Genomic DNA, 13,553 nt, shown 5'->3' with positions numbered 1-13,553 from the left:
TGCCTCTATCGCTTAGGACTGGGGTTCCAGGGTCTGGGGATTCTGTGCCGCATGGGGATGCTCGGGGCCGACATAAATCTTCAGCTTCTTGAGCATGGCAGCGCCGAGGCGGTTCTTGGGCAGCATGCCCTGAACAGCCTTGCGGATAACTTCTTCGGGCTTCTTCTCAAGCATGAGCGCCAGATTGGTTTCGCGCAGACCGCCCATGTATCCGGTATAGCGGTAGTACTTCTTGTCCGCCAGCTTGTTGCCGGTCACTTTGATCTTTTCGCAGTTAACCACAACAATGAAGTCGCCGTTGTCCACATGGGGGGCGAATTCGGGCTTGTGCTTGCCGCGCAGGCGGTGGGCAATCTGGGTTGCAAGGCGGCCGAGGATTCTGTCTTCGGCATCTACCACGAACCATTCGCGGTTGATATCTTCCGGCTTGGGGCTGAACGTCTTCATAATAATATACTCCTGAGTGCGAAGCTCGAAAGGGGAACTTCATAGGGAGTTTTAAGTTCGTTGTCAATAGTCGATAGCATCCGCAGCAAAATTCCGGAGAACCTTGCGTGCCGTCGATGCGCCGGGCACCGTTCCCGGCAGGTGTATGCCGCCCTCACCAAGGCAGCATGGGGCAGTTGCACAGGCGTTGCGGAGTTGGATTACGCATGGCCTTGCCGCTGATGGCACCACGAAAGCGACGGGTAACGGGGGGGTCCAGGCCGAGAGGCCCTGGAAAAAACGTCAATCCCTCGTGGAAACTGTTGATCTTTATACTACGACCGCCTACCTTGCCAAGTGATTTTTTGGAAAAAACGCAGGAGCACGCCATGTCCAATATCCGCAAGAGTTTGTTGCAGTTTACCTTTGCCGGTGCGTACATGAAGCGCTGGAATGACAAGCTCAGGCCCATGGAATTGCTGGAGGTGGACAAGCAGGCGCACAAGATGATCGTGGCGTGGCTGCTGTTTATGCTGAATGCTGAGGGGCGGCTGCAGGGCGAGCGCATAAAGCTGGGCGAAACCATTGTGGAGGGCGGTATCTTTGACTATTTTTTCCGCCTTGTCATAACGGACATTAAGCCGCCTATCTTTTACAAGATACGGGAGAATCCGCAGCATTATTCGCAGCTTCTGCAATGGGTGCAGGGAGAGTTGGAACCCGTGCTCGCCCCGTTGGGGCAGGGCGTATGGGAGCGGTTTGTGGCCTACTTTGCCCCTGACCGCAAGAAGACGCTGGGGGATGAGATTCTGGAAGCCGCTCATCTGTATGCCAGCAAGTGGGAATTTGACCTGCTGAAAGGGCTGAACGGGTTTGATGACGAGATTCCGGAAATAGACGCCACGTTTACCCGCAGGCTGGAGGCGCACGCCCATCTGCGGGGGGTGAACGAGCTGCTTGCCGGATCGGGCAACGTTCTTGGCAGGCTGGCCAACCTGTGCGGGCAGCTGCGGTTTCAGAAGCGGTGGTCGCAGACGCCGCGCGTGCCGGAGACATCTGTCATAGGCCACATGTTTCTTGTGGCCTGCTACAGCTACTTCTTTTCCATTGCGCAGGGGGCGTGCGGCGCGCGCAGGCAGAACAACTTTTTTTGCGGGCTGTTCCACGACCTGCCGGAACTGCTCACCCGCGATATCATCTCGCCGGTGAAAAAGTCGGTGGAGAACCTGGACGGCTTTATCAAGGAATACGAGGCCGCCGAACTGGAACGGCGGGTGCTGGGGCCGCTGCGTGAGGAGGGGTATGGGCGCATTGCGTGGCGGTTGGGGTATTTTCTCGGTCTTGATACCGGGTCGGAGTTTCATGAATCTATCGTTGTGGACGGCGTGGTGAAGCGTCTGGACTTTGAGCAGCTGCAGAACCACTATAATCAGGACGCCTTTGACCCCAAGGACGGCACCATGCTCAAGGCATGTGACACCATGGCGGCGTTCATTGAGGCGTATACGGCCGTGCGCAACGGTATTTCCGTGGATGAGCTGCATCAGGCGCTCTGGCGGCTGCGGCACCAGAACCGCAAGCTGGTTATCGGCAACATACATGTGGGCGCGCTGTTCGCCGATTTCGACTGATCGTGTTCTTTACCTAGCACCCGCAAGCGGTTACAGTTTTTCTTACGTATATCACTAGCAGGGGGCGCGGTGGCGCTTCCGGGGAGAAAGGCATGCTGTTACGGACAAGAGCCTGGGATATTGTTCGGGAAGATTACCCTGTTCTTAAGGAAGACAGCTCGTTGGCGGACGCCATGCGGGAGTTGAACCGCGTGAGCGACAGCGGCTGCCTGTGCGCGCTGGTGCTGGACGACAACGGCAGGCTGAAGGGTGCCGTTTCCATGTGGGACACGGTGCGGTTTATGGAAGATAACCTGCTGCACGGGATAAGCCTGCGCGGGTTTGATGAGAATCGCTTTGACCAGATGTACACGAACGCCTGCAAGGTTGCCGGGTCCACCTCCGTGAAGGATGTGATGGATTCGTCCATGACGGTGGTGGCACCGGACGATCCGCTGCTTTCTGTGCTGGAAGGATTTGTGAAGAAAGGGCGCAGCTATGCCGTGGTGAAGGAAGGGGCGCGCGTGCTGGGCGTGATTATGATTGCGGATCTCTTCAAGGAAATCAGCGGGCAGATAGTCAGCCACGGCAAGTAGTGCCGGCCGCCTCTCTGTGTCTGCCGCGTGCGTGGCTGCCTTCTGGCTAACGTATGCCTGACGTATGTCTAGCGTATGCTTGGCGTCTTTTGCTGTTGCTTGAGGCAAGACCTGAAGGAGTGTTGGCCCGTGTTGCGTGAGGACGGGCAGTTGCCGCAGGAGTAGCTGATCCGGGGGCAGCGGCTCCGAAGGCTGCGGTTGGCTACGGGTGGCTGGCTTGCGGCGGGCTACTGCTCGGTGGCACCGGTTGGCGGGATATCTTCTTCTTCGTCTCCGCAGGCGGGGACGTTCTCCAGCACCATGGGGCGTGATGTCGCAGCGGCGCTCATACGGAAGGCATCCGTAAGGAACGCGTGGAACAGCAGGGCCGAAAAACGTTCGTCATAGCGTTTTTTGTCGTTTGCAAGCGTGCGCGCGGCGTCTACGGGTTCCATGGCTGTGGCATAGCCCCGTCGGGTGATCATGGCGCTGAAAGAATCTGCCACCGCCACCAGCCTGCCGAGACGGCTGATTTCTTCCCCTTTCAGCTTGCGGGGGTAGCCGGAGCCGTCCAGCCGCTCATGGTGCTCCAGTGCCGCCTGCTGCAACTCATCGAATCCGAGTCCCAGCTTCTGGGCGATCTTGGCCCCCACAAGGGGGTGCGGGGTGAGCTTGTCCTTTTCTTCAACCTTAAGCGGGGTGCTTTTTTGCAGGATGAAGGCGGGCACCTTGCTCATGCCGATATCGTGCAGCAAAAGGCTGAGTGCTACCTTGTCCAGATCGCGCCTGCGGTAGTCGCTGCGCGATTCATAGAACAGCCACAGCCCCACTGCCAGCGAGTTTACCGAGTGGGCGGCCAGTGAGTGCTCCCTGTTCAGGCGGCGCATGAACAGTTTTATGCGGTGCCTGTCCTGATGCAGAAACTCCGTGAAGACCATGGTGTCTGCGTAGAGCTGCTGGAAAACGGGCATGACCGGCTGTTCGGCGAACTCGTTCACCCGCAGGGCAAGCGCCTGCATGAGCACATCGGCTATCTCTCCCTGCTTGAGATTTTTGTCCACCAGCACAAGGTCCAGCTGTTTGATGATGTGCTTGGAGTAGATGGGGTGGTCTGCCCGCGAAACAAAGATGTTGCCATCGTCACACAGGCGGTGCACCTCTTCCACCTGCTCGTTGGACAGCCGAACGCCCTTGCGGCAGTACGGCTGGAGACGGGCGACGCTCTCCTTGAATTCAAAGAGGTCTACGGGGGGCCGGTATTTGGGAAAGCTCTCCAGAATGGGCTTGGCAATCTGGTAGTATTCTTCCTGAATGTTGTCCGGTATGGGGCTGCTGGCTGCGCACATACTATTTGTGATAGATTTTGACGAGGTTGGTGCCCCGCGATTTTTCTCCCGGCTTGGGCTGGCCTGCCGTGATGACCACGCTGGACCCCGGCGTGATGACGGGGCAGCCTTCTATGAAATGCTCGGCGCGTTCAAGGTGGCCGGAGAGATTGGTATCTACCGTCTCTGGCCGCACACCCCATGAAAAGTTCAGCCCGCGCAGGGCTTCTTGGTCGGGCGTGAGCCCGTAGATGATCTGGCGTGGGCGGCGCGCGGAAATCATGCGCGCGGACGCACCGGACATGGAGTGGGAGACAATGGCGTCTGCCTCTGTCTTTTCCGCCAGCAGGCAGGCGGAGTACGCCAGAAAGTCCGGAGTGCCTTTTTCTTCCGCCGGCGGGAGGAGCTTGCGTTCCTCAAAATGAATCTGCTCTGCCTGCCGGGCTATTTCCACCATGAACTTGACCGTTTCTACCGGATAGCTGCCCATGGCGGTTTCTTCTGAAAGCATGACGCAGTCTGCACCATCGAGCACCGCGTTTGCCACGTCTGTCGTTTCTGCACGGGTGGGGGCAGGATTGCTGACCATGGAGAGCAGCATCTGTGTGGCGACGATGACCGGCTTGGCCGCACGGTTGCAGGCGCGGATGATGCGCTTCTGCATGGCGGGGAGCATGGGCAGCGGGCATTCCACGCCAAGGTCGCCGCGCGCCACCATGACCACATCGGTCACAGCCAGAATCTCGTCCAGCCGGTCCACGGCGTTCTGCCGCTCCAGCTTGGCCACCACAGGAATGTTTTTGCCGTGCTCGGCGATGATGGCCTTGGCGGTGAGGATGTCTTCCGGCGTCTGCACGTAGGAAAGGGCGCAGGCGTCTACGCCCAGTGCAAGGCCGTCGCGCAGGTCCTTTTTATCCTTGTCGGTCATGGCGGGCAGGTTCACGGGCTTGCCGGGCAGGGCGAGGCCCTTGCGGGAGGTGAGTATGCCCGTGTTCTGGCATTCCATTTCAAACGCGCCCAGAGGAAGGCTTTCTGTGATGACAAACTGCATCACGCCGTCGCTGAGCACCACCTTGTCTCCCTTTTCCAGCGATTCCAGAATGGGCGGATTGTCAAAGGGGATGAAAGGCAGGTCGCGCACCATTTCCGCACCGGGGGGGCCGAGAACAACCCGGTCGCCTTTATCCAGATTCAGGGTGCCCTGACGCAGTTCACCTATGCGTATCTTGGGACCGGAAAGGTCCTGAAGCAGGGTGAGCGGCACGCCGTGCTCCTGCTCAAGCCGCCGGAGGAGGGCAATGAGGTCTGTGAACATGGACGCATTGCCGTGCGAGAAGTTCAGCCGGAAAATGCGAACCCCGTTGCGGATCAGCCGGGTCAGGACTTCCGGAGAGTCGGAAGCCGGACCTATGGTGGCAATAATTTTTGTTCTCATACAGGAAACTCTTGGGGATGTGACCAATTTTGTCAAGCGGATTTGTGCTGAAAGCGCGGTCGCTTCTATAGCATTTCTAGACAAAAAAACCATGCTGGCTTGACACTTGTAACTATATAAAAGAAAAAGTGGTAAAGTGTGGTAAAAAGTGGTAGGGGGGTGGGTATGTTATTCAGAGGAAGAGTCCACCGCAGCCTTGACCCCAAGTGCAGGCTCATGTTGCCCCCGGAAATACGGGACATTCTCCTCGCTCGCGCGCAGGAGGGCAGGCTCATGCTCACCACGTACGACCGCTGCATAGTGGGCTATCCTCTGCCGGACTGGGAAGAGTTTGAGCAGAAGTTCCAGAAGCTGAAGACCCCTTCGCTCAAGGTTCGGAACTTCCGCCGTCTTGTTATCGGCGGTGCCGAGGAGGCCGTGCTGGACAAGCAGGGTCGCATACGGCTTTCTGCGGACCACATGGCCTATGCCGGGATGGACAGGGAAGTGACCATCGTCGGGCAGGGCAATAAGTTTGAAATATGGGACAAGGGGCGGTTTGCGGCGCTGATGGCCGAAGACTCCTTTGATGATGTGGCGGACGAACTGGCGGAGAGCGGGATAGATTTTCCCATATGATGCCGGAAGCCTTAGGGACTTTGCCCGAAGGGTGACGTTCCGCGCGGTTCGGGCGCGTTTCAGCCCGCAGGATACTCCCTTTACGTGTCGGCCCTGAACAGGTATTGCGCCCCGCGCCCTTCATAATGATGTGGTCGCGAACGTCTGCGGAACGGAATTTTTCAACTGGAAGCCAAGGAAGGGGAAACCGTGACATATGACGAGGAACGAAATCACTCCGGGGCAGAATGGAGTGAGCATGTTCCCGTGCTGCTGGCCGAGGTGCTCTCTTACCTCGCGCCCAGACCCGGCGGATTCTATCTTGACGGCACTCTGGGTCTGGGAGGACACAGTGAAGCCATCATGGACGCCGCACAGGGTGAAGCCAGCCTGCTGGGGCTGGACCGCGACCTTGCCACGCTGGACAAGGCGAGGACACGGCTTGCCCGCTTCGGCGACCGGGTGCACCTTTTTCACTCCCGTTACAGCGATTATGAAGCCGCCATGGACGAGCTGGGCTGGGACCTGCTGGATGGCGCGCTGCTTGACATAGGCGTGTCTTCCATGCAGCTGGACCAGCCGGAGCGCGGGTTCAGCTTTCTTGCGGACGGGCCGCTGGATATGCGTATGGACCCGGACGGCGACACGCTACCCGCGAGCCACATTGTGAACAAGGCCAGCCCGGAGCGGCTGCGCATGATCATAGGCAAGTACGGCGAAGATCCCATGGGGGGCCGTATTACCAACGCCATTATTGATGCCCGCGCCAAGAGCCCCATTGAGACGACGCTGCAATTGGCCAAGATAGTGGAAATGGCCTATCCCGCCAAATGGCGCGCGCAGGCGCGTAATCATCCCGCCACACGCACGTTTCAGGCGCTGCGCATGGCGGTGAACGGCGAACTGGACGAACTGGAAGCCTTTCTCGGCACCATTGTCCCCCGGCTGCGGCCGGGAGGGCGGGTGGCGGTTATATCGTTTCATTCCCTCGAAGACCGGATGGTTAAACACACCTTTGCTGCGGAGGCCAAGGGCTGCATATGTCCGCGCCAGATACCCGTGTGTATATGCAACCATGAGGCGAGGCTGCGCATTGTTACCAAAAAACCCGTCATGGCTGGCGAGGAAGAGCTGGGGCGTAACCGGCGGGCTTCCAGCGCCAAGCTGCGCGTGGCGGAGCGGCTGTGAGGGACGGTATGGACAACGGGATGAGCGGGTGGATTCTCGGGATGATCCTTGCCGCAGTGACCAGCCTTGTTCTGGGGCTCACGCTGGTGTGGCTTAACATAGAGCGCATGGACATAGCCTACGGATTGCAGAAATTGCAGGCGGAACTGGACAATGAATCTGCGCACACCGCCAAGCTGGAACTGGAACGTGAGAATCTGGTTTCGCCCTACAGAATGAGAAGGTTGGCTGATGAATTGCAAATGCGGCCCGCCGTGCCCGGCCAGATACGTCGTATGGACGAGAGGCGGCAGTCCGGCGGGGAATAGGCGGATAAGAAAAAGGCAGTAAAGGATTGCGGAGCACAACGTGTTCAAAAGCAGAAAAGGCATAACCCCGCGCGCAAAGACGCCCAGAAAGGCTGCTCCCCAGAGGGTGAGCGGTCGCGACTGGGGTCGTTTTCGTCTTGCGTTTGTGGGCGGGGTGTTCTGCCTTCTGTGGGTGGCGCTGTGGGGCCGGGCCTTTTACGTGCAGGTATACCGGGGGCCGGAACTGGCGGGCATGGCCAAGCGTCAGCACCTTGCCACGGAACTGGTTACAGGACGCCGGGGAGCCATTCTGGACCGCAACGGGCAGGTGCTTGCGCGCAGTGTGGCAAGCAAGTCGGTGTTTGTGCGTCCGGTGGAAGTGCAGAACATGGCGGAGGCTGCCCGGGTGCTTTCCAAGGCGCTGGACCTGCCCCTGCGTGACGTGCGCGCCAAGTTGGCCGAACGCCGCCAGTTTACATGGATAGCCCGCAGGATAGGTGATCGCGCGGCGGTTGCCATACGCGATGCCAAGCTTTCCGGCGTGTACCTGACCACGGAGTACAGCCGGCTGTATCCCAACCACCAGCTTGCAGGCAGGCTGATGGGGTTTGTGGGCATGGACGACAAGGGGCTGGAAGGACTGGAGCTTACACAGGATCAGCTGCTGAGCGGGCAGGATTCCAAATTTGTGGTGCAGCGCGATGCTGCGGGACGGCGGTTGTACCTGAACGGTGCCGAGCGCGACGGCGTTATTGACGGGCAGGATATCCGGCTCACGCTGGATGCCCAGATACAGTATTTTGCGGAGGAGGCACTTTCAGAAGCCGTTACCTCCTTTGAGGCGGAATGGGGTGGTGTGATCATGGCCGATGTGCGCACAGGAGACATTCTGGCGTGGGCCGAATATCCGCCCTTCAACCCCAATGCCTATGCGCGGTATTCGGCCACCCGCTGGCGGAACCGCCTTGCCACCGACGCGCTGGAGATGGGGTCCACCATCAAGCCGTTCCTTGTGGCAGCCGCGCTGGATGAGGGCAAGATTACGCCCGAGAGCCTGTATTACTGCGAGAACGGGCGCTGGCAACTGCACAATGTGCGCATCAAGGACACGCACAAGTACGAGTGGCTCACGGTGGAGCGGGTGCTGCGGTACTCAAGCAACATCGGCGTGGCCAAAATAGGGCTGGAGCTGGGGGCCACCGCCTATCACAAGTACCTTGCCGGGCTCGGCTTCGGCGAGAAGACGGGGCTGCCGCTGCGGGGTGAGAGTTTTGGCCTGCTGCGTCCGCCTGTGCAGTGGCGCGAGGTGGACCTTGCCAACGCCGCGTTCGGGCAGGGGTTTGCCGCTACCACCGCGCAGCTGGTGCAGGCCTATGTGTGCCTTGCCAACGGCGGCGTGCGCAAGCCGCTGCGGCTGCTCATGGACGCTCCGGCAGATGAAGAGGCACATGAGCGGGTGTTCACGGAAAAGACCAGCCAGACCGTGCTTTCCATGATGCGTTCTGTGGTGGAAGGGGACGGCACGGGAACGCAGGCCAGAATTGCGGGCATAACCGTGGGCGGCAAGACCGGCACGGCGCAGAAGGCCAGCCCGCAGGGCGGTTACGGCGACAAGTATACCGGCTCTTTTGTGGGATTTTTCCCTGCGGACGCCCCCCGTTACGTCATTGCCGTTATTGTGGATGAGCCGAAGAAGAATCATTACGGCGGCGTCATTGCCGCTCCGGCTTTCCGGCAGATAGCCATGCAGTCTCTTGCCTACATGGGCACCCTGCCGGACACGGGCTATGCGCAGCTTCCGGGGGCGGGAAAATCCGGCACGGCTGCCGTAGCAACTGCGGCGGAAAAGCAGGCTGGCAAGGCTGGTCAGACGGCTGCAGGACAGGCATCTGCAAGGCCTGCGTCGCAGCCCGGACTGACCGAAGTGCGGCAGGATGTGTCGCATGCAACCATGGCCGTGGAAACCACCGTGCCTGATGTGCGCGGCAAGTCTCTGCGCAGTGCGGTGGAAGCCTTTGCGCGCAGGGGAGTCATTCCCGTTGTGCGCGGCGAAGGGTTTGTGGTGTCAAAGCAGAGCCCGCTTCCCGGTGCCCAGTGGCCCAAGGAAGGGGCGCAGGAATACATACTCTGGCTTTCGGAGCGTTTTTAGCATGGTTCAGACGATAACGCTGGAACAACTGGTGGAGCAGGTTCGAACAGGGCTCGTGGGCGTACATGCGGATTCTCGCAAGGTGCAGCCAGGAGACCTTTTTGTGGCCGTGCCGGGAACCAGTGCCGATGGCGGTGCGTATATTGCCGACGCCCTGCAACGCGGGGCGGCCTATGTGGTGTGCCGGGCAGCCAGTCTGCCGAAAAGCGGAACAGGCGCGCACTTTGTGGTGGAGGAAGATCCCCGTGCCACGCTGGGGTATCTTGCCGGAGTGCGGTTCAACACGCTGAAGCTGCCTTTTCCCGTGGTGGGCGTGACCGGAACCAACGGCAAGACCACCGTGACCTATCTGCTGGAGCATCTTTTCAACGCGGCCGGACGCAGGGCCGGGGTTATAGGCACCGTGAGTTACCGCTGGCCCGGAGGCGAGCAGGAAGCCAAGATGACCACCCCGGACTGCCTGAAGGTGCACGCCCTGCTGGCGCGTATGGCGGCTGCGCAGGTGGACGCCGCGTTCATGGAGGTTTCTTCCCACGCGCTTGACCAGAACCGGACGGCGGGCGTGGAGTACGGCGGAGCCATTCTCACCAATCTGACGCAGGACCATCTGGACTATCACGGCGACATGGAAACCTATTTTGCCGCCAAGGCGCGTCTGTTCACGCAGGTGCCCCGGCTGGACAAGCCTGCCGTGATCAATGTGGACGACCCCTACGGCAGGCGACTGCTGCCGATGGTGCCCGGCGGGCTGGGCTTTACTCTGCACGACGTGGCCGTGGACGGCTGCCGCGTGCTGCGGGGCGAGGTGCTTGCCTGCACCGTGGACGGCCTGCACCTGCGCATGAATCTGGACGGCGAGCACTGGGAGATTACCTCCCCCATGGTGGGCTACCACAATGCTTCCAACCTGCTGGCGGTGCAGGGCATGGCGCGCTGCCTTGGCCTTTCCGCCGAACAGATGCGGGGGCTGGAGCACTTTAACGGGGTTCCCGGCAGGCTGGAGAGAGTGCCCAATGGCCGGGGCGTGCACGCCTTTGTGGACTACGCGCACACCCCGGATGCGCTGGACAACGTGCTGGGAGCGCTGCGCAAGGTGGGATTTGCCCGTATTATCACCGTGTTCGGCTGCGGAGGCGACCGTGACCGCCGCAAACGCCCGCTCATGGGCGAGGCCGTGGCCCGTCTTTCGGACGTAGCGGTGCTTACTTCCGACAACCCGCGTACCGAAGACCCGGTAAGCATTCTTGAAGACGTGAAGCCGGGGCTTGCCGCCTGCCCGCGCGTGCTGACCGAACCGGACCGCCGCACAGCCATCGGCCTTGCCGTGGCAGAGGCGCGTCCCGGCGACTGCATCCTCGTGGCCGGAAAGGGGCATGAGGACTATCAGGTCATCGGAACGGAAAAGATTTCTTTCAGTGATCAGGCTGTGCTCAGGGAGATGCTCGGGTGAAGCTGACGCTTAACGACATACAGGACGCCATGGGCGCCATCGGCTTTCTGGGTGATGCCGGAGAGACCGTGCCGACGGGCGTGCAGACCGACAGCCGGATGTTGCAGAAGGGCGAATTGTTTTTCTGCATAAGCGGCGAGCGGTTTGACGGGCACACCTTTGCCAGAGCCGCCGTGGAGCGCGGCGCGTGCGGCGTTGTGGCGGAGCGTCCGCCGTTTTCCGCAGACGAAATGTGCGGCATGGAATGTGACGAGGGCGGAGTTCCGCTGCTGATGGTGCGTGATTCCGTGCAGGCACTGGGCAGGCTGGCTGCCTATCACAGGCAGAAGGCCAAGGCAGCCGTGGTGGGCGTGACCGGCACGGCGGGCAAGACCACCGTGAAGGAGATGCTGGCGCAGGTTCTTTCCGTTCGCGGAGAAACCGCCCGCAACCACCTGAATCTGAATAATCAGATCGGGTTGCCTGTTTCCATGCTGGCCGCCACGGGTGAGGAGCGGTTCTGGGTGATGGAGGCGGGCATAAGCGAACCCCGTGACATGGACGAGCTGGCTTCTGTGCTGCGGCCCGACCTTGGCATAGTGCTCAACGTGGGCGCGGGACACACGCAGGGGCTGGGAGACAAGGGCGTAGCCCACTACAAGGCCAAGCTGCTCTCGTACATCGCGCCGGGCGGCGTGGGGCTTGTGAGCGCAGACTATCCCGACCTGGTGCGCGAGGCCCGCAGCAACTGCGCAGAACTTCGCTTTTTCAGCATCCGCGATGCCTCGTGCATGTACCGGGCCGAGTATGCGGGGCCGCAGTCCGCCACGCAGGGACGCTACCGCGTATGGCTGGACAAGAAGGAATTTGAACTGGTGGCCCCGTTCCGGGGTGCTTTTGCGGCGGAGAATGTAATCGCCGTGGCGGCTGCCGCAGATATTCTGGGGTTGTCGACCCAGGAGATCATTACCGGATTTGCGCAGGCACGGCTGCCGGAAAAGCGCTTCTGCTGCCAGCAGCGTGACCGCTGGCTGGTCATAGACGACAGCTACAACGCCAACCCGCTCTCCGCCCTGCGCATGCTGGAAACTGCGCACGAAATGGCGGCAGGGCAGCCGCTCATGCTGGTTATGGGCGAGATGCTGGAACTGGGAGACGAGGCGGAAAAGGCCCACCGTGATCTCGGCATCGTTATGGCCCGCACCGCACCTGCCGCTGTGTACTGGAAGGGCGGGCATGCGGACGAGGTGCGCGCAGGACTGACGGAAGGCGGCTGGCAGGGCGAACTGCAACTGGTGCATACGCCGGAAGAATTTATCAACAGGTTCATGGAATCAACGCTCAGGGCGGGCCTTGTTCTTTTCAAGGGGTCGCGGGGCAACCGGCTTGAACGTCTGGTAGAGGCATTCTGCGCCGGACCATGCAGCGCAAAGGAAGAACCCGATGCTCTATAATCTGCTGTACCCCCTCAGTGAGGACATCAGCCTTTTCAACGTGTTCCGGTACATCACGTTCCGTTCCGTATGGGCGTTGCTGACCGCGCTGCTCATCTCCATCCTTCTGGGGCCGCGCTTCATCGGCTGGCTGCAGCGCATAAAGTGCGGGCAGTACATTCAGGAAGAGGTTTCGTGTCACAGCAGCAAGGCGGGCACCCCTACCATGGGCGGCCTGCTCATAGGGTTTGCCATGGTGGTAAGCTCCCTGCTGTGGTGCGACATAACCAACCGGTATGTCTGGCTGACGCTGTTCGTCTTCTGCGGCTTCGGGCTGGTGGGTTTTCTGGATGATTTTTCCAAGCTGCGCCGCAAACGCAACAAGGGACTTTCTGCCCGTGCCAAGTTCCTGTGGCAGATGCTCATAGCCGCCGTGGTCATGTATGTTCTGGTCAAAGATCCCGTGTACTCCACGCATCTTTCCGTGCCGTTCTTCAAGAACATCAGTCCTGATCTGGGCTGGCTGTATGTGCCCTTTGCCATGATGGTCATGGTGGGTGCCTCCAACGGCGTGAACCTGACCGACGGTATGGACGGGTTGGCCATAGGCCCGACCGTTGTGGCCGGGATTGTCTTTTCCGTCTTTGTGTATGTGGCGGGGCACGCGCAGATGTCTGCCTATCTGCAGGTGCCTGCCGTGCCCGGCGTGGGCGAGGTGACGGTTATATGCGGTGCGCTGGTGGGCGCGGGGCTGGGCTTTTTGTGGTTCAACGCCTACCCGGCACAGGTGTTCATGGGCGATGTGGGCAGCCTGTCGCTTGGCGGCACGCTGGGGTTCATTGCCGTGCTGTGCAAGCAGGAACTCATACTCCTTGTGGTGGGTGGCCTGTTTGTGGTGGAGACGCTCTCCGTGATTCTGCAGGTGGGCTATTTCAAATTCAGCGGCGGCAAACGCATTTTCCGCATGGCACCACTGCATCACCATTTCGAGCTTAAGGGCATTCCCGAATCCAAGATCATCATCCGGTTCTGGATAACATCGGCACTGCTAGGCCTTGTGGCTCTGAGCGTGCTCAAACTCCGTTAGGACAGCCGGACC

The 13,553-nt window shown here is 60.3% G+C and carries 12 protein-coding genes; 9 read left to right on the top strand and 3 right to left on the bottom strand.

Features of this window, described 5'->3' with window-relative positions; all coding sequences use genetic code 11:
• Positions 1-12: 12 nt before the first annotated feature.
• The gene (rplM, locus tag HUV26_RS06705; RefSeq protein ID WP_174409351.1) at positions 13-447 is read right to left on the bottom strand and encodes a 50S ribosomal protein L13; all 435 of its coding nucleotides are present in this window, start codon (positions 445-447) and stop codon (positions 13-15) included.
• Positions 448-815: 368 nt separating this feature from the next.
• Between rplM and HUV26_RS06700 the strand changes: the two genes are divergently transcribed.
• A complete protein-coding gene (locus HUV26_RS06700; protein WP_174409350.1) occupies positions 816-2,057 on the top strand; it encodes an HD domain-containing protein in 1,242 nt (413 codons plus the stop codon).
• Positions 2,058-2,149: 92 nt separating this feature from the next.
• Positions 2,150-2,632 carry a CBS domain-containing protein gene (locus tag HUV26_RS06695; protein ID WP_174409349.1) on the top strand — a complete coding sequence of 161 codons (483 nt, stop codon included), beginning with the start codon at positions 2,150-2,152 and terminating at the stop codon, positions 2,630-2,632.
• Between the two features lie 227 nt (positions 2,633-2,859).
• Here the strand turns inward: HUV26_RS06695 and HUV26_RS06690 are convergent, their stop codons facing one another.
• Complete coding sequence (locus HUV26_RS06690; RefSeq protein WP_174409348.1) at positions 2,860-3,957, bottom strand: HD-GYP domain-containing protein; 1,098 nt, start codon at positions 3,955-3,957, stop codon at positions 2,860-2,862.
• 1 nt (position 3,958) lies between these two features.
• The gene (gene pyk, locus HUV26_RS06685) at positions 3,959-5,371 is read right to left on the bottom strand and encodes a pyruvate kinase (protein WP_174409347.1); all 1,413 of its coding nucleotides are present in this window, start codon (positions 5,369-5,371) and stop codon (positions 3,959-3,961) included.
• A gap of 165 nt (positions 5,372-5,536) precedes the next feature.
• On the opposite strand from pyk, the gene mraZ reads away from it, so the two are divergent.
• From mraZ to mraY, 7 genes are all read left to right on the top strand, one after another.
• Complete coding sequence (gene mraZ, locus HUV26_RS06680; RefSeq protein WP_174409346.1) at positions 5,537-5,989, top strand: division/cell wall cluster transcriptional repressor MraZ; 453 nt, start codon at positions 5,537-5,539, stop codon at positions 5,987-5,989.
• Positions 5,990-6,178: 189 nt separating this feature from the next.
• A complete protein-coding gene (gene rsmH / locus HUV26_RS06675) occupies positions 6,179-7,156 on the top strand; it encodes a 16S rRNA (cytosine(1402)-N(4))-methyltransferase RsmH (protein ID WP_174409345.1) in 978 nt (325 codons plus the stop codon).
• Positions 7,153-7,464 carry an FtsB/FtsL family cell division protein gene (locus HUV26_RS06670; protein ID WP_243451297.1) on the top strand — a complete coding sequence of 104 codons (312 nt, stop codon included), beginning with the start codon at positions 7,153-7,155 and terminating at the stop codon, positions 7,462-7,464. Before rsmH ends, HUV26_RS06670 begins: the two co-directional genes overlap by 4 nt.
• A gap of 40 nt (positions 7,465-7,504) precedes the next feature.
• Positions 7,505-9,592 carry a penicillin-binding transpeptidase domain-containing protein gene (locus tag HUV26_RS06665; RefSeq protein WP_243451296.1) on the top strand — a complete coding sequence of 696 codons (2,088 nt, stop codon included), beginning with the start codon at positions 7,505-7,507 and terminating at the stop codon, positions 9,590-9,592.
• Between the two features lies 1 nt (position 9,593).
• Positions 9,594-11,042, top strand: coding sequence for a UDP-N-acetylmuramoyl-L-alanyl-D-glutamate--2,6-diaminopimelate ligase (locus tag HUV26_RS06660; protein WP_174409344.1), 1,449 nt, complete (start codon positions 9,594-9,596; stop codon positions 11,040-11,042).
• Positions 11,039-12,475, top strand: a complete 1,437-nt coding sequence (locus HUV26_RS06655; RefSeq protein ID WP_174409343.1) for a UDP-N-acetylmuramoyl-tripeptide--D-alanyl-D-alanine ligase — start codon at positions 11,039-11,041, stop codon at positions 12,473-12,475. The genes HUV26_RS06660 and HUV26_RS06655 overlap by 4 nt, the downstream gene beginning before the upstream one ends.
• Positions 12,465-13,541, top strand: coding sequence for a phospho-N-acetylmuramoyl-pentapeptide-transferase (gene mraY / locus HUV26_RS06650; protein WP_174409342.1), 1,077 nt, complete (start codon positions 12,465-12,467; stop codon positions 13,539-13,541). The genes HUV26_RS06655 and mraY overlap by 11 nt, the downstream gene beginning before the upstream one ends.
• Positions 13,542-13,553 lie beyond the last annotated feature (12 nt).

It is taken from the genome of Desulfovibrio psychrotolerans, from assembly GCF_013340305.1.
Taxonomy (GTDB): Bacteria; Desulfobacterota; Desulfovibrionia; order Desulfovibrionales; family Desulfovibrionaceae; genus Halodesulfovibrio; species Halodesulfovibrio psychrotolerans.
The sequence above is the reverse complement of the archived record's forward strand: the minus strand, read 5'-3'. Positions and strand labels throughout refer to the sequence as shown.